We start from the raw sequence: 21750 nt of genomic DNA on the forward strand, positions 1-21750 counted from the left end.
TGAAAACCGACCGTCGGCCGTTTGTCGGAACACGAGTTCCCGTGTAGTGGCTGCCGAAGGCTGCGATCTTTTGACTGCAAAAAGGAACGCGCAGCGTCCTGGCTGCATTCCCACGCAGAGCGTGGGAACGATCAAATCCTGTGGTCATCACGTACGGCTCGCGCCTCTGGGGGTTGGGGCTTATCATGGCGACCATGTTTAACCCCGCCTTCACGAGACCGCGCATGACTTTCGATTTTGATCAGGTATTCGACCGCCACAACACCGGCAGCACCAAGTGGAGTCGCTATGCGGCCGATGTGTTGCCGATGTGGGTGGCCGACATGGATTTCGCCGCTCCGCCGATGGTCATCGAAGCCTTGCAGCAACGCCTGTTGCATCCGCTGGTGGGTTACAGCGTGGCGCAGGACGACCTGCGTGAAGCCATTGTTGCGGATCTGTGGAACAAGTACGCCTGGCGCGTCAAACCTCAGGAGCTGATTTTTCTGCCGGGCGTCGAGTCGGGTTTCAACATGGCGCTCAAGGCGCTGGTGCAGCCACAACAAAACGTCGTGGTGCAAACCCCGAATTATCCGCCGCTGCGTCATGCGCCGGGGCATTGGGGTCTGAACAAGGTCGAGCTGGAATTCGTCGCCCAGGCCGACGGCACCTATGCCACACCGCTTGAAACCCTGCGTGAATCCCTCAGCGGTGGCGGTGCCTTGTTGCTGAGCAATCCGCACAATCCGATCGGCAAGGTGTTCGGTCGCGAAGAGTTGCAAGCAGTGGCCGACATCTGCGTTCAGCAAGACGCCTGGCTGATCTCCGACGAAATCCATGCCGAGCTGTGTTTCGACGGCCGCGTACACATTCCGACCGCATCCCTGAGCCCGGAAATCGCCCAGCGCACCATCACGTTGATGTCGGCGAGCAAGGCTTACAACATCGCCGGTCTCAAGACGTCGTTCATGATCATTCAGGACGCCGCGCTGCGTGAGAAGGTCAACCACGCCCGTTGCGGCATGGTCGACAGTGTCAATCCGCTGGGCATGGAAGCCACCCGCGTCGCCTACAGCGAGGCAGGCGAATGGCTGGTCGAACTCAAGCGCTATCTGCAAGCCAACCGTGACTGGCTGGTGGACGCGGTGCGCAGTCGTTTGCCCGGCGTGACCCTCAATGTTCCGCAGGGCACGTATCTGGCCTGGCTTGATTGCTCGGCGCTGGATCTGGCGAATCCGCAGCAGTTCTTCCTGGAAAACGCCAAGGTTGGCTTGAGCGCAGGCCCGGACTTCGGCGACCACAGCCAACAATTCGTGCGCCTGAATTTCGGCTGCCCGCGCTCGCTGCTCGAAGAAGGCATCGCCCGCATGGAGCGCAGCCTGACCCAACGCAACACCTGACACCCCCGCTCCGCATGGGAATGCAGCTTCACCTTCAAATCTGATTGTTCCCACGCTCCGCGTGGGAACAATCAGATCGAATCTTTTTCAGGCGCTGCGCAGTTGCAGCAGATCCGATGCGCACAGGGCGATTCGCGCGCAGGCGTCTGCGAGTTTTACTCGATCGACGACCAATCCAATGCGAATGTGCCCCGCCGCGCTGGGCCCGAATGCTTCACCGGCCAGCACCGACACGCCATACCCTTCCAGCAATCGCTCGGCAAAACTCTGCGCGCACAGCCCGGTCTGGCGAATGTCGACCATCACAAACATGCCGCCATCCGGCCTGATCGGATACAACCCGGGGCAGCCGCGCAAACGGTCGCACACCAGATCCCGACGCAGCCGATATTCCTCCCTCATGTGCGCCACTTCCGGGAGATCCCTTTCGAGCGCAACCTGCGCGGCTTTCTGCACAAAATCCGGCAAGCCGAACAACATGCTCAGTGACAGGTTCACCAAGTGCTCGGCCAGCGGTTTTGGCCCGATCATCCAGCCGATGCGCCAACCCGTCATGGCATGGGATTTGGACAAGCTGTTGATCGTCGCCGTGCGTTCGGCCATGCCCGGCAGGCTCGCCGGACTGATGTGCTCACCTTCATAAAGGAGATCGCTATACACCTCGTCACTGATCAGCCACAGGTCATGCCGGATGCACAACGCCGCCAGCTCCTGCCAGATCAGCAGCGGCAGGCTGGCGCCGGAAGGATTGTTGGGGCTGTTGAGCAACAAGGCGCGGGTTTTCGGCGTGATGCGGGCCGCGACATCTGCCGGATCGACGCGAAAGCCGTTTTCCGGGCTTACCGGCACCGGCACCACTGTCGCGCCGCACGCGCCAAAGACGCCTTCGTAAGTGACGTACATGGGTTCGGCGACCAACACTTCATCGCCCGGATCGAGCAGACATTGCGCCACCGAGTACACGGCGCATTGCGCGCCGGGCATGACAATGACGTGACCGGCATCCACCGCTTGGCCGCTGCGCCGCTGATGGCGTGCGGCGATCAGCTTGCGCAGCGCAAGACGGCCGCGCACGTCAGAGTAATGAGTGTCACCGGCCAGCAGACTGTCGATGGCCCCATGAACAATCGGCAACGGCGTGTCGAAATCCGGGTCGCCGACAGTCAGCAACAACACATCGACACCCTGTTCGCGCAACTCCAGCGCTCGGTCGTGAATCTGCCAGGCAGCGGCTCCTTCCCCGGCGATTCGTTGGGTCAAGGCTGAATAGCGCATGTACGTCTCCTGATTGCGCGGGTTCCAGCCTTCACCCTATCTCAAATCACAAAACGCGCCACCATGGCATTCAAATCTACTGCAAGGCGCGACAGTTCGTGGGTAGCGGCGCTGGTCTGGTTGGCTCCGGCCGCCGACTGCGTGGCCAAATCGCGAATGTTTACCAGGTTGCGGTCGACCTCGCGTGACACCTGCGCCTGCTCTTCCGAAGCGCTGGCGATTACCAGGTTGCGCTCGTTGATCTGGTGGATCGACTGGGTGATTTGCTCCAGCGCAATGCCGGCGGCGCGGGCCATTTCCAGGGTGGATTGGGTGCGCTGATTGCTCTGCTGCATCGAGTCCACCGCTTCGCCCGTGCCGTTCTGGATGCCGGCGACCATTTTTTCGATTTCCTGGGTCGACTGCGCCGTGCGGTGAGCCAGTGCGCGAACTTCGTCGGCGACCACGGCAAAACCACGTCCGGCCTCCCCTGCACGGGCCGCTTCGATGGCGGCGTTGAGGGCCAGCAGGTTGGTCTGTTCGGCGATGGCGCGAATCACATCAAGCACTTTGCCGATGTCACGACCCTGAGCAGCGAGGCCTTCGATCATTTGCGCGGTGTTCTGCACGTCGTGAGTCATGGTCTGGATCGCGTCGACCGTTTTCACCACCTGGTCGCGACCTTCACGCGCGGCTTGAGTCGACTGATTCGACGCTTCGGAGGTCGATACGGCGTTGCGGGCAACCTCTTCCACGGCGGCGGTCATTTCGTTGACGGCGGTGGCGGCTTGTTCGATTTCGTCGTTCTGCTGTTGCAGGCCGCGAGAGGCTTCTTCCGTCACGGCGCTGAGTTCTTCGGCGGCGGCGCCCAACTGGGTGGCGGAACCGGCAATCTGGTCGATGGTTTGACGCAAGTTGGTCTGCATTGCCGAAAGTGCTTCGAGCAGCCGTGCCGGTTCGTCGTTGCCATCGATCTCAATGGCTTTGGTCAGGTTGCCGCCGGCAATGGTTTGCGCGGCCTGAACGGCGCGGCTCAGCGGCGCAACGATGCTGCGGGTCAACAGCCAGGCCAGCAAGACGGTCATCAGGGCCGCGAATACGGCAACGCCAATGATCGCGTTGATGGCGCTGCTGTAATGCACGCCCGCCAACGCGGCATTGGCTTTGCCGTCGGCGGCGTTAATCGCGATCAGTTTATTGAGCTGTTCGCCCATTTGATCGGTGCCGTCCTTGATGCGGGTGTTGATCAGGTTGCGCAGCTCATCCAGCTTGTCCTGACGCGACAGTTCGAGCATCTGGTTTTGCGCTTGCAGATAATTGTCGAGGGTCGTGCCGAAGGTCTGGTACAGCGCCTTCTCTTGCGGCCCGGCCGGCAACGCGGCGTAGCTGGCCTGGGCGTTGCGCACCTTATCGGTGAGGACGCCGATTCGGGCCTGGGCTTCCTGCCGCTCGGACGCGTCGCGGTTAACCAAAACGCGGAACGACAGCACGCGCAGGCGCAAGACGTTTTCTGTCATGACACCGAGGTACGTGATGCTGGGCACCTGATTGGCACTCATTTCCATGGACGCCTGGCGGATGACCGACATACGGTTGACGGAAAAAGCACCCAGCCCGATCACGAGCAAGGCAATGAAGGCAAAACCGAGGAAGGCGCGAGGCGCGATATTCAAGCTACGCAAAGACATGGGGGAAACTCTCAATAGATGAAAACTGCGAGCGTCCATGCCGTTTATCGCTGATCCGCGAACGCGGTAATCAGTGCGGCAATCACTATGGGAGAAGTCTTGAGTGCGCCTGATAGTTGTATCGGCCGAGGCGGGATTTTTTTAGGTGGCTGGCAAATATATTTCGGTATTGCAGGTGTCTCATTCCTGCTACATCGGCTCCGTGTAGGCGCGAGCCTGCTTGCGAAAGCAATTGATCATTCAGCATCGGCATTGGCCGTGCTGCCGCCTTCGCGAGCAGGCACGCTCCCACAGTGTCTGGCGGTAAACCTGGATTTCATGAGCCAGCACAAATCCCTGTGTGAGGTGGCAAGCCAGGCTTACAGGTATTTACAGAGACTTGTATTGGGCGATTTGCCAGACGCGGGCGATGTCGGTGGCGCGTTCACTTAATAGACGTGGGGCTTCGCGGCAGGCTTGCTCCAGGGTCATCGGCCCACTTGCCAATGCAAATGCCGCATCAATGCCGTGTTCGTAGAGTGCCTGATAGCCCTCGCCCAAGGTGCCGGCGATAACGATGACGGGGACGCCGTGCGCCTTGGCCACCCGCGCCACACCGAACGGGGTTTTGCCGCGCAACGTCTGGGCATCGAAACGGCCTTCGCCTGTAATCACCAGGTCGGCGCCTGTGACGGCTTGCGCCAGACCGACCAACTCGGCGACCACCTCCACGCCAGCCTGAAAACGCGCGCCGAGGAATGCTTTGGCGGCGAACCCCAAACCACCGGCCGCGCCACTGCCCGGTTCATCACGCACATCCTTGCCCAAGGCTTGGGCGCACAGTTCGGCAAAGTGTCCGAGGGCTCGATCAAGTTGTTCGACCTGAGCGGGTGACGCGCCTTTTTGCGGGCCGAAAATCGCCGAAGCGCCATGAGGGCCGCACAGCGGATTGTTGACGTCGGCGGCGATGTCGAATCGGACATTGGCCAGACGCGGATCCAGTTCGCTCAAATCGAGCCGCGCCAGGTGCGCCAATGCCAGACCGCCGGGCACCAGCGGCTGACTGTGTGCATCGAACAGTTTCACCCCGAGTGCCTGCATCGCCCCGGCGCCCGCGTCGTTGGTGGCGCTGCCGCCAATGGCGAGGATGACTCGCTGCGCACCGGCATCCAGCGCCGCACGGATCAATTCACCGGTGCCGAACGTACTGCTGATGCACGCATCGCGCTTCCCTGGGGCCACAAGTTGGAGACCGCTGGCTTCGGCCATTTCGATGATCGCGGTGTGGTTGTGCGGCAACCAGCCCCACGCGGCATCCACCGGTGCGCCCAAAGGCCCGCGTACCCGATTGCGGCGCAGTTCGCCTTCACACGCGGCGAGAATCGACTCAACCGTGCCCTCGCCGCCATCGGCCATCGGGCATTGGATCAGCGTCGCTTGCGGCCAGACCTGCGCCAATCCCGAGGCAATGGCCTCGGCAACGCCTTGAGCGCTGAGGCTGTCCTTGAACGAATCGGGGGCGATGACGATTTTCATGAAAACTCTCCTGTTCCAGTGCCCTCATCGTGCCAGCGACCATGAACTTTGACGCCTGTCCGGTGCACAAGTGGCGCAGTGGATTGTTGTTCATTTCCACAAAATCCGATCTGTCACCTGATCGTTCCCACGCTTCGATCTTTTGATCTCTCAGGTTTGAGGCAATAACTGAACGCCAAGGTACAACGCGAGCATGCCGTTGAGGCGCAACGGATCAACGCCGCTCAGCTCAGCAATCCGTTCCATGCGATAACGCAGGCTGTTGCGGTGAATGCCCAGCGCATCGGCGCAGGCCTGGCTCTGGCCGTCGTGATCGCACCAACTGCGCAACGTCATCAGCAACTGGCCGTTGCTGTCTTTGGCGATGACTTTGCGCAACGGTTTGAGCAGTTCATCGAGAGCGTCATCGTTGCGATGTCGCCAGAGCATCACCGGCAAACGATAGCGGTCAAGAATCAGCAACTGCGAACGTGGCAACACCTCGCGGCCATAGGCAAGCAGATCGCCCACTCGCCGGTAGCATCGGCGTAATCCGGTCAAACCGTCAGCCTGCCCGCCGACGGCAATGCGCAGAATGCGCCAGCCCAGCGCTTCGAGTTTTTCCAGCAAACGGTCATGCTCGACGGGATGGCTGGCCGGGCGGCACCAGAGCAATGAAGACGGCGCCGAACTCACGCACCAACTGTCGGGATAACGTGAGATCAGCCAGGCACCCAACGCGTCGACTGTCTGACCGGGGCCATGCTCCGGGCCCAGCTCAAACAGATAGGGCACCCGGGTCAGTTGCGGTTTGAGGCCCAACTGCTGTGCTTCGTCCACCAGCCGTGGCGAATCCCCCGCTTCGCTGAGGAGCAACGCCAGCAAGTCATCACAACGCTGACGCCGCCATTGCTGGTCGGCTTGCTGGTTGCGCTGACCGACCAGCATTTCAGCCGTCATGCGTACCAGTTCGGCGTAGGTGCGCAGTTGCTCCGGCTCGCCCGTGATACCGAGCACGCCGATCAAGCGCTGATCCAGCAATAGCGGCAAATTGATGCCCGGCTGCACGCCTTTCAAATGTGCAGCCGTAGAGGTGTCGATCTCGACCACGCGGCCGTTGGCCAGCACCAACTGCGCGCCTTCGTGACGCGTGTTGATGCGCTCTGGTTCGCCGCTGCCGAGGATCAACCCCTGGCTGTCCATGACGTTGACGTTGTACGGCAAGATGGCCATGGCCCGGTCGACGATGTCCTGGGCCAGGTCGTGATCGAGTTCGAACATAGATGAAAGATCCTTGGAAACGGCGCAGACGATTGTTCACCGGCACAGGGTCTGGCGAAAAACCCTGTGCTCAGGCACAAAGACAATCCGGCCAAAGGTGGCCGAGACTCTCCCGGCGATCAAAGTTAACCGTTGCCCCGCAAAAATCATAATAAAGAGAGAGTCGCTATGTCACAGAGCGCCGCCGCTACCCAGACCATCGCGGACGACAAAAATGCCGTCTACAAACGTATAACCCTGCGTTTGATCCCCTTCATTTTCATCTGCTACCTGTTCAACTACCTCGACCGGGTAAACGTTGGATTTGCCAAACTGCAGATGCTCGACGCGCTTAAATTCAGCGAAACCGTCTATGGCCTCGGCGCCGGGATCTTCTTCATCGGTTATGTGCTGTGCGGCGTACCGAGCAATCTGGCGCTGACCAAATTTGGTCCACGGCGCTGGATTGCTCTGATGATGATCACTTGGGGCACGTTATCGACCTGCCTGTTGTTCGTCACCACGCCAACCGAGTTCTACACCCTGCGTTTATTCACCGGTGCGGCCGAAGCCGGGTTCTTCCCAGGCGTCGTGCTGTATCTCTCGCAGTGGTTCCCGACGTTCCGCCGTGGCCGCATCATGGCGCTGTTCATGTCGGCGATTCCGGTGTCCGGCCTGCTCGGCAGCCCGTTCTCGGGCTGGATCCTCAATCACTTCGCCGCCGGTCAGGGCGGTTTGGCTGGCTGGCAATGGATGTTCCTGCTGCAAGGCATTCCGACTGTCATCCTGGGTGCGCTGGCGTACTTCCTGCTCAGCGACAGTTTTGCCAATGCCAAGTGGCTGACCCCGCATGAACGCTCGGTGCTTGAAGCGGATCATGCCGAGGATCTGGCGAACAAACCGAAAACCACCACCGATTCGTTGGCTGCCGTGTTCAAGAACCCGGCGATCTGGGCGTTCGGCCTGATCTACTTCTGCATCCAGAGCGGCGTCTACGCGATCAATTTCTGGCTGCCGTCGATCATCAAAAACCTCGGTTTCAGCGATAACCTGGTGATCGGCTGGTTGAGCGCGATTCCGTACCTGCTGGCTGCGGTGTTCATGTTGCTGGTCGGTCGCTCGGCGGATCTGCGCAAGGAACGTCGCTGGCATTTGGTCGTGCCGATGCTGATGGGCGCAATCGGTCTCGTCATCGCGGTCAATTTCGCGGCCAACCCGGCCATTGCCATCCTTGGCCTGACCATCGCAACCATGGGCGCCCTCACCGGCCTGCCGATGTTCTGGCCAGTGCCGACGGCAATGCTCAGCGCGGGTGCGGCTGCGGGTGGTCTGGCGTTGATCAACTCCATGGGGCAAATGGCCGGGTTCTTGAGTCCGTATCTGGTGGGTTGGGTCAAAGACACCACTGGTTCGACGGATGCGGCGTTGTATGTGTTGGCGGGTGTGATTGTTGTGGGGAGTTTGTTGGCGTTGCGGATGACGCGGACATTGCGGGGTTAGAAAAGCCAAGTCGAAAGATCGCAGCCTTCGGCAGCTCCACATTAATTTCGTGTAGGCGCTGTTGGTGGCTGCGATTTTTTGCTTTTTTTGCTATTGATAAACACTTTCCCACCCGCAAAAGGAATTCGGCATGAGCTATCGCACATTGGGTCACTCGGGTCTGCAGGTGTCCACCCTCACCCTCGGCACGATGATGTTTGGCGAGCAGACCAGCACGGAAGAATCGCTGCGCATCATCGACAAGGCTTGGGATCACGGGATCAATTTCATCGACACCGCTGACGTTTACACCAACGGCCGTTCCGAGGAGATCGTTGGCGAAGCGATCGCGAGTCGCCGCCATGAGTGGGTGCTGGCGACCAAAGTCGGGTTTGGCCCGGTGGACGGTGTGCCGAACCGCAGTGGTTTGAGCCGCAAGCATCTCTTCAACGGTCTCGACGCCAGCCTGACTCGCCTCGGCACTGATTATCTCGACATCTATTATCTGCACCGCGAAGACCACAACACGCCGCTGGACGTGACGGTGTCGGCCATCGGCGATCTGATCCGTCAGGGCAAAATCCGCTATTGGGGCTTGTCGAATTATCGAGGCTGGCGGATCGCGGAAGTCATCCGTGTCGCCGATAAACTGGGCGTCGATCGCCCGGTGATCAGCCAGCCGCTGTACAACATCGTCAACCGTCAGGCCGAAACCGAGCAAATCACCGCCGCACAAAATTACGGCCTCGGCGTGGTGCCCTATAGCCCACTGGCCCGTGGGGTGCTCAGCGGCAAATATGCGCCGGACGTGACGCCAGACGCCAACAGTCGCGTGGGACGACTGGACAAACGCATTCTGGAAACCGAATGGCGCGTGGAATCCCTGCGTATCGCCCAGAAAATCCAGCAATACACCCAGGATCGCGGCGTCGGCATCGTCGAATTTGCCATTGCATGGGTGCTGAACAACAGCGCAGTGAGTTCGGCCATTGTCGGGCCACGAACCGAGAAGCAGTGGGACGCTTACACCAAGGCACAAGCGGTGAAGATCACGGCCGAAGACGAAGCCTTCATCGATTCGCTGGTGACCCCGGGCCATGCATCGACGCCGGGCTTCAATGACATCAGCCATTTTGTTTCGGGGCGCAAACCCGTTTCAGCTTGACGCTCGTGTAGGAGCAGCCTTCGGCAGCGCCTGGATGTTTTAAATATTGAGCATCTGCCCAATATTCAACACAAAAAACACGTATCCTTCGCGCCCCGTTTGACCATCAACCTCGCGAGGACAGTTTGTCTAAAGGCATCGCTCTATCAGTTTCAGCCTCGGTGCTGTTTGCCGTCATGTATTACTACACCTCGTTGCTCACCCCCTTGAGCGGTGTGGAAATTTTCGGCTGGCGGATGCTGCTGACGCTGCCATGCATGACCGTATTCATGTTGGTATCCGGCGAATGGCGGCGCGTGGTCGAGTTGCTGCGGCGATTTGCGCGACAGCCGAAACTGGTCGGCGGCTTGATCGTTTCGGCGGCATTGCTCGGTGTGCAATTGTGGCTATTCATGTGGGCGCCACTCAATGGCTACAGTCTGGATGTGTCGCTGGGGTACTTCCTTCTGCCGCTGGCCATGGTATTGACGGGCCGTATCGCTTACGGGGATCAGCTCTCGTACCTGCAAAAAATCGCGGTGTTTTTTGCCTGCCTTGGCGTGCTCAATGAGCTCTATCAGGTCGGTGGATTTTCCTGGGCGACGCTGGTGGTGGTGGTCGGTTATCCGCTGTACTTCGTGCTGCGCAAGTGGCTGAAGTCCGATAACCTCGGCGGTTTGTGGGTAGACATGACCCTGATGCTGCCGGTTGCGTACTGGTTCGTGCGCGGCGGTGAACAGGGCTTTGCGGTCTTCGATCAGTATCCGGCGCTTTCCTGGCTGATCCCGCTACTCGGTTTGATCAGTGCTTCGGCGCTGGTGGTGTACATCATCGCCAGTCGACTGTTGCCATTCAGCCTGTTCGGCTTGTTGAGTTACGTCGAGCCAGTGTTGTTGCTGGCTGTGGCGCTGCTGTTGGGCGAGAGCATCAAGCCCGGCGAATGGCTGACCTACATTCCAATCTGGATGGCTGTGGTCGTACTCATCTTTGAAGGGTTCAAACATTTGATACGCCAACGCAAACCCCTGTAAGAGCTGCCGAAGGCTGCGATCTTTTTGATCCAAAAAAAGCCCGGCCTGCATCAATTGCAGGCCGGGCTTTTTACATCGATCAGCTGTTACTCGGTCGCGAGTACACCGCGACGCACCTGATCCCGCTCAATCGACTCGAACAGCGCCTTGAAGTTACCCTCGCCGAACCCATCGTCGCCCTTGCGCTGGATGAATTCGAAGAACACCGGGCCCATCAGGGTTTCCGAGAAAATCTGCAACAGCAGGCGCTTGTCGCCAGACTCGGACGCGCCATCGAGCAGAATCCCGCGCGATTGCAATTGATCGACCGGCTCGCCATGGTTCGGCAGACGGCCTTCGAGCATTTCGTAGTAGGTATCCGGCGGTGCGGTCATGAAGCGCATGCCAATCTTCTTCAGCGAGTCCCAGGTCTTGATCAGGTCATCCGTGAGGAACGCAACGTGCTGGATGCCCTCGCCGTTGAACTGCATCAGGAACTCTTCGATCTGCCCGGCGCCCTTGGACGACTCTTCGTTCAGCGGGATACGGATCATGCCGTCCGGCGCGGTCATCGCTTTCGAGGTCAGGCCGGTGTATTCGCCCTTGATGTCGAAATAACGGATTTCGCGGAAGTTGAACAACTTCTCGTAGAAGTTTGCCCAGTAGGCCATGCGGCCGCGATAAACGTTATGGGTCAAGTGGTCGATGATTTTCAGGCCGGAGCCTACCGGATTGCGATCAACGCCTTCGATGAACACGAAGTCGATGTCATAGATGGAACTGCCTTCGCCGAAACGGTCGATCAGGTACAGCGGCGCGCCGCCAATGCCTTTGATCGCGGGCAGGTTCAGTTCCATTGGACCGGTTTCGATGTGGATCGGCTGGGCGCCGATTTCCAGGGCGCGGTTGTAGGCCTTTTGCGAATCCTTGACCCGAAATGCCATGCCGCACACCGACGGGCCGTGCTCGGCGGCGAAGTACGAGGCCACGCTGTTGGGTTCGTTGTTGAGGATCAGGTTGATGCCGCCCTGACGGTACAGATGCACGTCTTTGGAGCGGTGGGTCGCAACCTTGGTGAAGCCCATGATCTCGAAGATCGGCTCCAGGGTATTAGGAGTCGGCGATGCGAACTCGATGAACTCAAAGCCCATCAGGCCCATTGGGTTTTCGTATAAATCTGCCATGGTGGCGCCTCATCATTCTTATCAATTAACCAGGGTTAGTTGCCAGTAATGCTGAGACCGGTGGGTGGCGCGCAGGAAATGCCGCGCACACTGCGGGCGAGAAAGTCACCGTAGATCAGTTGAAACCCGAATATCTTCATTGTCGACCCAAGGCTTTTGCGGGCGAGGCTTCTGCTGCCAGAAGACGATTATTATTGTATGCGTAAACCGATTCTACACAGCGTAAAAGGGCTTGTCTGCCCTCTCTCTAAAATCCGCTTTTTTGCGGTGCGTGCAAGCGCTTTGTGGTGCGGCGCAGCTATCATCCCTGTGACCGAATGCACAGGGAAGGTGCCAGTTTGCCCCGCCTGCTTTCGAAAGCCTCCTATTTCGTAACAGGCCGCGCCTATGCCCCTGACCGTAAAGCCCCGCCGCAGACGCAGCGCGCGGATTGCATTGACACTGCTCAGCGGCCTGCTGCCTCTGGTGATCGGCAGCGTGATTCTTTACATGCAAGCCGAGCGCACCTTGCAGCAATTTGCGCAACGCACGGCTGACGAGGCGTTGCGCCAAGTTGAACTGATGCTGGATAACACGGCTGATGCCGCGCAAGCGTTACTGCCGCTGGCCGGCAAACCCTGTAACGAGGTCAATCTGGCCTTGCGCGAACAAGTCACTCGACGCCCCTTCGTGCGCTCTACCAATCTGGTGTGGGACGACAACCTCTATTGCAGTTCGTTGTTCGGCGACTACCGCGAAGCGGTCAATGCTGGCGATTACACCGAGGGTAAATTGTGGCTGATGAACGGTAATCCGGTAACGCCCAATACGGCGCTACTGGTCTATCGCCTGAGCGACGGTCGCGGCGGCGCATTGACCACACTCGATGGCTATCACCTGAGTAATATCCTGCGACTGATTGGCCGGCAAACGCTGCTGGTGTTGCAAATCGGCAGTGATTGGATAACAGACGACGGCACCGTACACCATGGGGCTCTGCCGCCATTACCAGTGGCGCAAAACACACTGACGTCATCGCGCTATGCATTCAGTGTGTCCGCAGGTTTCCCCGACGGAGAAGTCTGGAATTACATGAGCGACGAATACCCGCCGCTGTTCAGCCTGCTCATGTTTTTGGGGGTGGTGTCCGGCGCCATCAGCCACGTTTTGCAAAAGCGCTCCACTTCGCCCAGCCATGAAATGCTGCGAGCATTGGAGGCCGGAGAGTTCATCCCGTACTTTCAACCCGTGGTGCACGGCGATAGCAAGCAATGGTCGGGCGCCGAAGTCCTGATGCGCTGGAATCACCCAAAGGAAGGCCTGGTACGCCCGGATCTGTTTATTCCGTTCGCCGAGCATTCCGGGCTGATCGTGCCGATGACCCGCGCATTGATGAAGCAAACTGCCGCGCTTCTGGGACCGTTATCGACATCCTTCGTCACACCTTTTCACGTCGGGATCAACATTACCGCCAATCATTGCCAGGATCTGGAACTGGTCGAGGACTGTCGTGAATTCCTTGCTGCGTTCGCTGCGGGAAGCGTCAGCCTGGTACTTGAGTTGACCGAGCGCGAGTTGATCGAACCGACCGATACCACCCATCAACTGTTCGAACAGTTGCATGCCCTGGGGGTGATGATCGCCATTGACGATTTCGGTACCGGCCACTCAAGCCTTGCGTATCTGCGCAAATTCAATGTTGATTTCCTGAAGATCGATCAAAGTTTTGTCGCCATGATCGGCGTTGATGCCCTTTCAGGGCATATCCTCGACAGCATCATCGAACTGTCGGTCAAACTTGATTTGGGGATCGTGGCCGAAGGGGTCGAAACACAGGCGCAAAGCGATTACCTGTCCGAGCATCACGTTAATTTCATGCAGGGTTATCTGTTCGGAAAACCGATGCCGGCCGTCGAGTTCATTAGTGCATTAAGTCACCGTTAACATCGGCTGATGAAGACAAGCGAGGTGACAGCACGCACCAAATTGATACAAAAAGACCACTGTTGTTACATGAAGAAAACTTCAGGATTTACTCTTGGCCATTTAACTACTACAATTTTTGATGCCTGTTGCAAGATTGACAGGTGAGCCATAATCACCGAGTCGCTTCAAGGCTCTTGGCTTATAGCTTTGTTTGCGGTTGGTATCAGCCGAATACACTATTGGAGTAAAGATATTGTCCAGACTCGCTGAATTTCGCGCAGCTGAAAAGGCCCTTCAGGAGCAGCTCAAGCAGCTGGAGTCGCTGAAGAATGATGCCGGGCTCAAGAAAGAAATCGAATTCGAAGAAAAGCTTCTCGGGCTGATGAAGACCTACGGCAAGGGCCTGAAAGAAATCATCGCCATTCTTGATCCGAACCCGACGAAATCCTCCCTGCAATCAGGGGCGGCCCCAAAAACCCGCCGTGCGCGCGTGGTCAAGGTTTATCAAAACCCGCACTCGGGCGAACTGATCGAAACCAAGGGCGGCAACCACCGCGGCCTGAAAGCCTGGAAAGAACAATACGGTGCAGCCACCGTTGATTCCTGGCTGCGCAATTAAGGTTGCACCCGCACCGAAAAAGCCCTGCCAATGCAGGGCTTTTTATTTTTCGACAATATCTAACAAATGAAACTAACTTTTTGTTTAATCCCTTCGCGTATCTAACATGCGTTTGATCGGACAGGTCACGATTAAAGTTTCAGGCTGTTTCTGGCCGCCACTATTTCCCCTTCACTGGCCTTATAGATTTCCGCTTGGCCGGCATAGGAAAGAACATAAGCTTTATTCGCGTCGACCGCCGCGACCATAGTTTGCGATAACACGTGGCGCCCGTTTTCGGTGATCGTGCAAGTCGTCTCCAACGCCGACAAAGATCCTAGCGTTGAGGGGTGGATTCTGTTGCAGACACTCTGATATCCGCTTTGAAAAAAGTCCTTCTGTACGGACTTGCGCATCTCCAGCAAGACGCCTTGCAGATTCACTTGGTGACCGCTTTCAACACGGCTCATCGTCAATTCCATCACCATGACCTGATTGCCATCGGCGTCGTTCTTGACGGCGCGCTGGCGGGAAACTTCTGCCGTCGTGTCTGGCACCGGCTCGACCTGCCAGCCTTCGGGCCAAGTGATCGCCGGATCCTGTGCGCAGGTCATCGCGGAGATGGCAGACAAGCTGAAGAAAACGAAAAGCGATTTGAACGATCGAATCATTACCAAAGGCACTCGCGGGTTGAGACTCAAAGTCTGAGGCTCACCCGCCCACAGGGCAAGCCCGCGCTTTCGGTTTGGCGATGCCGGCCTGCATGCGTATCATTGCGCCCATTCACTTGCCCCATTGTTACGGAGGGCCTATGAGCCTGCACGATCTGAATACTTTCCCCGGCGTTACCGCTACGCCAGACAGCGCAACCCGCAACTTCGTCTTCAACCACACCATGCTGCGTGTCAAAGACATCACCCAATCGCTGGATTTCTATACCCGCGTGCTGGGTTTCTCGCTTGTCGAGAAGCGCGACTTCCCGGAAGCGGAATTCAGCTTGTACTTCCTCGCACTGGTCGACAAGGCGCAAATCCCCGCCGATGCCGCCGCACGTACCGAGTGGATGAAGTCGATTCCCGGCATCCTGGAACTGACCCACAACCACGGCACCGAAAACGATGCCGACTTCGCCTATCACAATGGCAACACCGATCCGCGCGGCTTTGGCCACATCTGCATTTCGGTGCCGGACATCGTCTCTGCTTGCGCACGTTTCGAAGAGCTGGGCTGCGATTTCCAGAAGCGTCTTAGCGATGGCCGCATGAAAAGCCTGGCATTCATCAAGGATCCGGATGGCTACTGGGTCGAAATCATTCAGCCTGCACCGCTGTAAAAGCCAGGTCAGGCGATTATATGTAAACGCTGCCGCAGGCTGCGATCTTTTGATCTGCAAAAAAAAACCCATGATCGCTCATGGGTTTTTTGCATTTTCAGCTTTGCTTACGCCGGAGCCGACGTCCGGATCAAGTGATCGAAGGCACTCAGCGAAGCCTTGGCGCCCTCTCCCACCGCAATCACAATCTGCTTGTACGGCACGGTGGTCACGTCACCGGCAGCGAAGATGCCCGGGACGGATGTCTCACCACGGTTGTCGACGATGATCTCGCCGCGTGGCGACAGCTCGATGGTGCCTTTGAGCCAATCGGTGTTGGGCAGCAGACCGATCTGAACAAAAATCCCTTCCAGCTCGACATTACGCACTTCGTCAGTCTGGCGATCCTTGTAACGCAAGCCGTTGACCTTCTGCCCGTCACCGGTCACTTCGGTCGTTTGCGCGCTAGTGATCACGGTCACATTCGACAGGCTGTGCAACTTGCGCTGCAATACCGCATCGGCGCGCAGTTGTACATCGAACTCCAGCAAGGTGACGTGTGAAACGATACCGGCCAGGTCGATGGCTGCTTCAACGCCGGAGTTACCGCCGCCGATCACCGCCACGCGCTTGCCTTTGAACAGCGGACCGTCGCAGTGCGGGCAGTACGCCACGCCTTTGTTGCGGTATTGCTGCTCGCCCGGTACGTTCATTTCACGCCACCGTGCGCCGGTCGCCAGAATCACGCTCTTGGCTTTGAGGGTCGCGCCGCTGGCGAAGTGGACTTCGTGCAGCTCGCCATTCTTGCCCGGAATCAGTTTGTCGGCGCGTTGCAGGTTCATGATGTCCACGTCGTATTGCTTGACGTGTTCTTCCAGCGCCGTGGCCAGTTTCGGCCCTTCGGTTTCTTGCACCGAGATAAAGTTTTCGATGGCCATGGTGTCCAGCACCTGGCCGCCAAAACGTTCAGCCGCCACGCCGGTACGAATGCCTTTGCGTGCAGCATAAATCGCTGCCGAGGCACCGGCCGGGCCACCGCCGACTACCAGCACGTCAAAGGCGTCTTTGCCGCTGATTTTTTCAGCCTGGCGCTCAATGGCTCCGGTGTCGAGCTTCGCCAGGATTTCTTCCAGGCCCATGCGGCCCTGGCCGAAGTTCTCGCCATTCAGGTAGAGGCTTGGCACGGCCATGATCTTGCGATCATTGACCTCATCCTGGAACAGCGCGCCGTCGATGGCGACGTGGCGGATGTTCGGGTTCAGCACCGCCATCAGATTCAGCGCCTGAACAACGTCCGGGCAGTTCTGGCAGGACAGCGAGAAGTACGTTTCGAAGTTGAATTCGCCTTTGAGCGAGCGAATCTGTTCGATCACGTCGGCACTGGCTTTCGACGGGTGGCCGCCGACTTGCAGCAAAGCCAGCACCAGCGAAGTGAATTCGTGGCCCATCGGGATGCCGGCGAAACGCAGGCTGATGTCAGCACCCGGACGATTGATCGAGAACGATGGTTTGCGAGCATCGTCACCGCTGTCGATCAAAGTAATTAGGCTGGAAAGACTGGCAACGTCTTTCAGCAGTTCGAGCATTTCCCGGGATTTCGCACCGTCGTCGAGTGAAGCAACGATCTCGATCGGTTGGGTGACCCGTTCCAGGTACGATTTCAACTGGGCTTTAAGATTGGCGTCCAACATACGGGCGATTTCCTTTATTCGAGACAATAAAAAACGCCCGAGCGAATCTCGCCCGGGCGTTTTACAGGGCGGTGCAGCTTACTGAGTAGGTGCGGAGTTCCGCCCTGAGTAGCGCGTCACAGACTTAGATCTTGCCGACCAGATCCAGGGACGGAGCCAGGGTCGCCTCGCCTTCTTTCCACTTGGCTGGGCAAACTTCGCCTGGGTGAGCAGCGACGTATTGAGCAGCCTTGATTTTGCGCAGCAGCTCGGAAGCGTCACGGCCAACGCCGCCATCGTTCAGCTCAACGATTTTGATCTGGCCTTCAGGGTTGATCACGAAGGTGCCACGGTCAGCCAAACCCGCTTCTTCGATCAGTACGTCAAAGTTACGGGAGATGACCTGAGTCGGATCGCCGATCATGGTGTACTGGATTTTGCCGATGGCTGGCGAAGTGTTGTGCCAGGCAGCGTGAGCAAAGTGGGTGTCGGTGGAAACGCTGTAGATCTCTACGCCCAGCTTCTGGAACGCGGCGTAGTTGTCGGCCAGGTCTTCCAGCTCGGTTGGGCAAACGAAGGTGAAGTCGGCTGGGTAGAAGAATACGACAGACCACTTGCCTTTCAAGTCAGCGTCCGAGACTTGAACGAAGTCGCCATTTTTGAACGCGGTAGCTTTGAACGGTTTTACTTGGCTGTTGATGATAGGCATCGATGACTCTCCGTCAGGGGTTGTGAAGTTGATGGGGTGAATCCTACCCACTCACGTGACGGATGGCTCATTGGCAAACCTGATGTTGCTGATTTGTTTTCGCTATTAGGCGACTGTATTAATAGAAGAAAACGATATCTACGTCGGCAACGGCTTTTCCGTAATCCGGGCCATCCCCTGAAAGGGGGTCGCCTCAACATAGCGCATCGCGGATTTCATGTCCTTCCAGCCAACGTAGGCCATCAGTGATTTCAAATCCCAGCCGCTTTGATGCGCCCAGGTGGCAAAGCCGCGACGCAAAGAGTGACTGGTGTAATGCTCGGCCGGGATTCCAGCGCGCTCCAAAGCCTGACGCAATAGCGGAATAATGCTGTTGGCGTGCAAACCTTCTTCGCTCAGATTGCCCCAGCGGTCGATGCCACGGAACACCGGGCCGCGTACCAGCGCCGCTTCGGCCATCCAGACGATGTACGCCTGAACCGGACACAAGCGCAACAATGCGGGCGTCTGATAGGTGTTGCCGAGATTGTCCCGGTCGCTTTTGCTGCGCGGCACGTACAGCGTGATACCGCTACCAGCGCGGGCCTGCACATGCTCAATCTGCAAGCGGCACAACTCGTCGCTGCGAAAGCCGCGCCAGAAGCCCAGAAGGATCAGCGCCCTGTCACGCAACGCCCTGAGCAGTACGGGACGATTCTGTTGCGCGCTCGCCTCTTCGGCTTCTTTTTCGAGCCATGTCACCGCTTGTTCCAAATGCTGCAGCTGCAGCGGCTCTGCCTGCTTCTCTTGTGCCGGATGCAAGGCGCGAATGCCCTTCAGCACCTTGCGCACCATCGGTGCTTTCGTTGGATCGACAAAACCTTGGCTGTTATGCCATTGCGCCAATGCCGACAGACGCAGTTTCAAGGTGTTGATCGACAGCACACCGGCATGCGCCACCAGATAACGCGCCACGCTTTCGGCAGTCGCCGGCAAGAAACCGCCCCACACCGATTCGAAATGTTCGACGGCCGCGCGATAGCTGCGGCGCGTGTTATCGCGGGTGGCGGCTTGCAGGTAGCGATCCATATCGCTCATGGCTGGTTTTCTCACTGTCGTACTGGGTGAAAGGCGTTTGAAACCGGATTCAGGTCATCACACGGGATAATACGAGTATATCCCGCGCCTGATAAGTGGTTAATTGAATTAACAAGCGTCCGTGGTACACTGCGTACTTTAGTGGCATGTACCACAGTACGTAATCGTAGGAGTCATCATGGCCCGTGGCGGCATCACCAAAGCTCTGGTTCAGATAGCGCGCACAGCGATCATTGCCCGAGGCGAACATCCGAGCATCGATGCAGTACGCATCGAGATGGGCAATACCGGCTCAAAAACCACAATCCACCGCTATTTGAAGGAGCTGGATGACGGCACCGAACTTACCGAAACTTCTGCCAAACCCATCGATGACGAGCTCACAGCACTTGTTTCGCGCCTGGCCCAGCGCCTCAAGGAACAGGCTAAGGAACCCATCGAACAAGCCCAGGCGGAGTTTGATCAGCAGCGGCATGCGCTCGAAGCAGAACTAACAGAACTCCAGCAAGCCCACACCCAGCTGGAGCACCAGCACGACGTTCTAGGCGCAGCACTGGAGCGCGAATCAGAAGCGCTGCGAGACACCCGTTCGATGCTGCAGACCGAACAAACCCGCAACGCCGGACTGAATCAGGCGCTCGCCGATTTCGAACTGCGGTTGAAAGACAAGGACGAGCAGATTCGCTCTCTGGAAGAAAAGCACCTGCACTCACGCGAAGCGCTCGAGCACTATCGCAACGCCGTCAAGGAACAACGCGAACAGGAACAGAGCCGCCACGAAGGGCAACTTCAGCAGATTCAGATGGAATTGCGCCAGGCACAGCAAAGTGCGCTGGTACGGCAGGACGAGATCACCCAACTGCATCGCGACAACGAACGCTTGCTGACGGAAAACCGCGGGACATTGCGCGAACTGAGCCTATTGCAGGATCAACTCAAGCACAGCAATCAGCGTCAGGATCAGCTATTGGAGCAGGCAGCCCGCGTCGATGGCGAGCGCACCCTCCTCCAGGAGCGTCTGCGCGCTGCCTTGATGGAAAGCCAGACACTCAAGCTGAACGTCGATGAGCAGACGCAGCTCAATCAGTCACTGGAGAAACAACTGGCGACGGCTCAGGCGAGCCTGGATGAAAGCCTGCGCCTGGCAGCTGCCGACAGGACAGCGCCAGACACAGGCAAGGACGCTTAATCGCCGACCGGCGTGCGCATGGTGACGAACTCTTCGGCGGCCGTCGGGTGTACCCCGATGGTATCGTCGAAGTCGCCTTTGGTCGCGCCAGCCTTCAAGGCAATCGCCAAGCCCTGAATGATTTCACCGGCATCCGGGCCGACCATGTGGCAACCCAGCACCTTGTCAGTCTTGGCGTCGACAACCAGTTTCATCAGCGTGCGCTCCTGACAGTCCGTCAGGGTCAATTTCATCGGGCGGAAGCGGCTTTCGAAGATGACGACTTCATGTCCGGCCGTGCGCGCCTCTTCTTCGGTCAATCCCACAGTCCCGATGTTCGGCAAGCTGAACACCGCTGTTGGAATCATCTTGTAATCCACTGGGCGATAGTGCTCCGGCTTGAACAGCCGCCGCGCCACCGCCATGCCTTCGGCCAATGCCACCGGTGTGAGTTGCACGCGACCGATGACGTCGCCCAGGGCCAGAATCGAAGGCTCATCCGTCTGATACAAATCGTCGACTTTGACGAAGCCTTTTTCATCCAGCGTGACGCCGGTGTTTTCCAGCCCGAGGTTGTCCAGCATCGGGCGGCGACCCGTCGCATAGAACACGCAGTCGGCTTCAAGGGCGCGGCCATCCTTCAGCGTAGCTTTGAGGCTGCCGTCGGCCTGCTTGTCGATGCGCGCAATGTCGGCATTGAATTGCAAATCCATACCGCGCTTGGTCAGCTCTTCCTGCAGATGCTTACGCACCGAACCGTCAAAGCCCCGCAAGAACAGATCACCGCGGTACAGCAACGTCGTCTCGGCGCCCAGACCTTGAAAGATGCCGGCAAACTCCACGGCAATGTAACCACCGCCTACCACCAATACCCGCTTGGGCAGTTCTTTAAGGAAGAACGCCTCGTTGGAGCCGATCGCGTGCTCATGCCCGGGAATTTCCGGGATCTGCGGCCAGCCACCCGTGGCAATCAGAATGTTTTTGGCGGTGAAGCGCTCACCATTGATCTCGACTTGATGCGGGTCGACGATCTTTGCGTGGCCCTCATGCAAGGTCACACCGCTGTTGACCAGCAGGTTGCGGTAGATGCCGTTGAGACGATTGATCTCACGATCCTTGTTGGCGATCAGGGTCGCCCAATCGAAATCGGCCTCGCCCAAGCTCCAGCCGAAACCTGATGCCTGCTCAAAGTCTTCGGCGAAATGCGCCCCATAGACCAACAGTTTTTTCGGCACGCAGCCGACGTTGACGCAAGTGCCTCCCAGGTAACGGCTCTCCGCCACAGCGACTTTCGCACCAAACCCGGCAGCAAAACGCGCAGCCCGCACACCGCCGGAACCGGCGCCAATCACATAAAGGTCAAAATCGTAGGCCATTTCAATCTCCTCGGCAGGCGATCAGCATACCCACAGATACAGC

At 58.2% G+C, this 21750-nt stretch carries 18 protein-coding genes; 8 read left to right on the forward strand and 10 right to left on the reverse strand.

The genetic code is table 11. The features are described 5' to 3' along the window. Positions 1–224: 224 nt before the first annotated feature. Positions 225–1379, forward strand: coding sequence for a PatB family C-S lyase (locus tag GIW69_RS12340; RefSeq protein ID WP_236482857.1), 1155 nt, complete (start codon positions 225–227; stop codon positions 1377–1379). Between the two features lie 87 nt (positions 1380–1466). Here GIW69_RS12340 and GIW69_RS12345 read toward each other — a convergent pair whose 3' ends face one another. From GIW69_RS12345 to GIW69_RS12360, 4 genes are all read right to left on the reverse strand, one after another. Further along, positions 1467–2654 (reverse strand): aminotransferase class I/II-fold pyridoxal phosphate-dependent enzyme, encoded by a 1188-nt coding sequence (locus GIW69_RS12345; protein WP_236482859.1) that lies wholly within the window; start codon positions 2652–2654, stop codon positions 1467–1469. A gap of 41 nt (positions 2655–2695) precedes the next feature. Beyond that, the gene (locus GIW69_RS12350; protein WP_236482861.1) at positions 2696–4321 is read right to left on the reverse strand and encodes a HAMP domain-containing methyl-accepting chemotaxis protein; all 1626 of its coding nucleotides are present in this window, start codon (positions 4319–4321) and stop codon (positions 2696–2698) included. Positions 4322–4690: 369 nt separating this feature from the next. Continuing rightward, on the reverse strand, positions 4691–5836 hold the full coding sequence (locus GIW69_RS12355) for a glycerate kinase family protein (protein ID WP_236482863.1): 1146 nt from the start codon (positions 5834–5836) through the stop codon (positions 4691–4693). A 150-nt stretch (positions 5837–5986) separates the two neighbouring features. Next, positions 5987–7096: a sugar diacid recognition domain-containing protein gene (locus GIW69_RS12360; protein WP_236482865.1), complete on the reverse strand. Its 1110-nt coding sequence runs from the start codon at positions 7094–7096 to the stop codon at positions 5987–5989. Positions 7097–7264: 168 nt separating this feature from the next. On the opposite strand from GIW69_RS12360, the gene GIW69_RS12365 reads away from it, so the two are divergent. The 3 genes from GIW69_RS12365 (at position 7265) to rarD (ending at position 10729) form a co-directional block, all read left to right on the forward strand. Further along, the gene (locus GIW69_RS12365; RefSeq protein WP_236482867.1) at positions 7265–8575 is read left to right on the forward strand and encodes an MFS transporter; all 1311 of its coding nucleotides are present in this window, start codon (positions 7265–7267) and stop codon (positions 8573–8575) included. 130 nt (positions 8576–8705) lie between these two features. Next, entirely contained in the window at positions 8706–9719 is a 1014-nt protein-coding gene (locus GIW69_RS12370) for an aldo/keto reductase (RefSeq protein WP_236482869.1), read from the forward strand. A 125-nt stretch (positions 9720–9844) separates the two neighbouring features. Then, entirely contained in the window at positions 9845–10729 is an 885-nt protein-coding gene (gene rarD, locus GIW69_RS12375; RefSeq protein ID WP_236482871.1) for an EamA family transporter RarD, read from the forward strand. A gap of 86 nt (positions 10730–10815) precedes the next feature. Here the strand turns inward: rarD and hppD are convergent, their stop codons facing one another. Beyond that, positions 10816–11892: a 4-hydroxyphenylpyruvate dioxygenase gene (gene hppD, locus GIW69_RS12380; protein ID WP_236482873.1), complete on the reverse strand. Its 1077-nt coding sequence runs from the start codon at positions 11890–11892 to the stop codon at positions 10816–10818. Positions 11893–12279: 387 nt separating this feature from the next. Between hppD and GIW69_RS12385 the strand changes: the two genes are divergently transcribed. After that, positions 12280–13815, forward strand: coding sequence for a cyclic diguanylate phosphodiesterase (locus GIW69_RS12385; protein ID WP_236482875.1), 1536 nt, complete (start codon positions 12280–12282; stop codon positions 13813–13815). A gap of 235 nt (positions 13816–14050) precedes the next feature. Next, positions 14051–14416 carry a histone-like nucleoid-structuring protein, MvaT/MvaU family gene (locus GIW69_RS12390; RefSeq protein ID WP_236483000.1) on the forward strand — a complete coding sequence of 122 codons (366 nt, stop codon included), beginning with the start codon at positions 14051–14053 and terminating at the stop codon, positions 14414–14416. Positions 14417–14547: 131 nt separating this feature from the next. Here the strand turns inward: GIW69_RS12390 and GIW69_RS12395 are convergent, their stop codons facing one another. Then, positions 14548–15066 (reverse strand): DUF4946 domain-containing protein, encoded by a 519-nt coding sequence (locus GIW69_RS12395; protein WP_236482877.1) that lies wholly within the window; start codon positions 15064–15066, stop codon positions 14548–14550. Positions 15067–15206: 140 nt separating this feature from the next. Between GIW69_RS12395 and gloA the strand changes: the two genes are divergently transcribed. Continuing rightward, positions 15207–15728 carry a lactoylglutathione lyase gene (gene gloA, locus GIW69_RS12400; protein WP_236482879.1) on the forward strand — a complete coding sequence of 174 codons (522 nt, stop codon included), beginning with the start codon at positions 15207–15209 and terminating at the stop codon, positions 15726–15728. Positions 15729–15835: 107 nt separating this feature from the next. On the opposite strand, the gene ahpF is transcribed toward gloA, so the two are convergent. The 3 genes from ahpF to GIW69_RS12415 form a co-directional block, all read right to left on the reverse strand. Beyond that, positions 15836–17398 carry an alkyl hydroperoxide reductase subunit F gene (gene ahpF / locus GIW69_RS12405; protein ID WP_236482881.1) on the reverse strand — a complete coding sequence of 521 codons (1563 nt, stop codon included), beginning with the start codon at positions 17396–17398 and terminating at the stop codon, positions 15836–15838. Between the two features lie 124 nt (positions 17399–17522). After that, positions 17523–18086: an alkyl hydroperoxide reductase subunit C gene (gene ahpC, locus GIW69_RS12410; protein ID WP_007958941.1), complete on the reverse strand. Its 564-nt coding sequence runs from the start codon at positions 18084–18086 to the stop codon at positions 17523–17525. Positions 18087–18224: 138 nt separating this feature from the next. Beyond that, positions 18225–19163 (reverse strand): site-specific integrase, encoded by a 939-nt coding sequence (locus GIW69_RS12415; protein WP_236482882.1) that lies wholly within the window; start codon positions 19161–19163, stop codon positions 18225–18227. 178 nt (positions 19164–19341) lie between these two features. On the opposite strand from GIW69_RS12415, the gene GIW69_RS12420 reads away from it, so the two are divergent. Next, entirely contained in the window at positions 19342–20352 is a 1011-nt protein-coding gene (locus tag GIW69_RS12420; RefSeq protein WP_236482884.1) for a DNA-binding protein, read from the forward strand. Here the strand turns inward: GIW69_RS12420 and gorA are convergent. Next, positions 20349–21707 carry a glutathione-disulfide reductase gene (gene gorA / locus GIW69_RS12425; RefSeq protein WP_236482886.1) on the reverse strand — a complete coding sequence of 453 codons (1359 nt, stop codon included), beginning with the start codon at positions 21705–21707 and terminating at the stop codon, positions 20349–20351. The genes GIW69_RS12420 and gorA overlap by 4 nt on opposite strands. Positions 21708–21750 lie beyond the last annotated feature (43 nt).

The sequence above is a fragment of the Pseudomonas syringae genome, assembly GCF_021605415.1.
GTDB lineage: Bacteria > Pseudomonadota > Gammaproteobacteria > Pseudomonadales > Pseudomonadaceae > Aquipseudomonas > Aquipseudomonas syringae_S.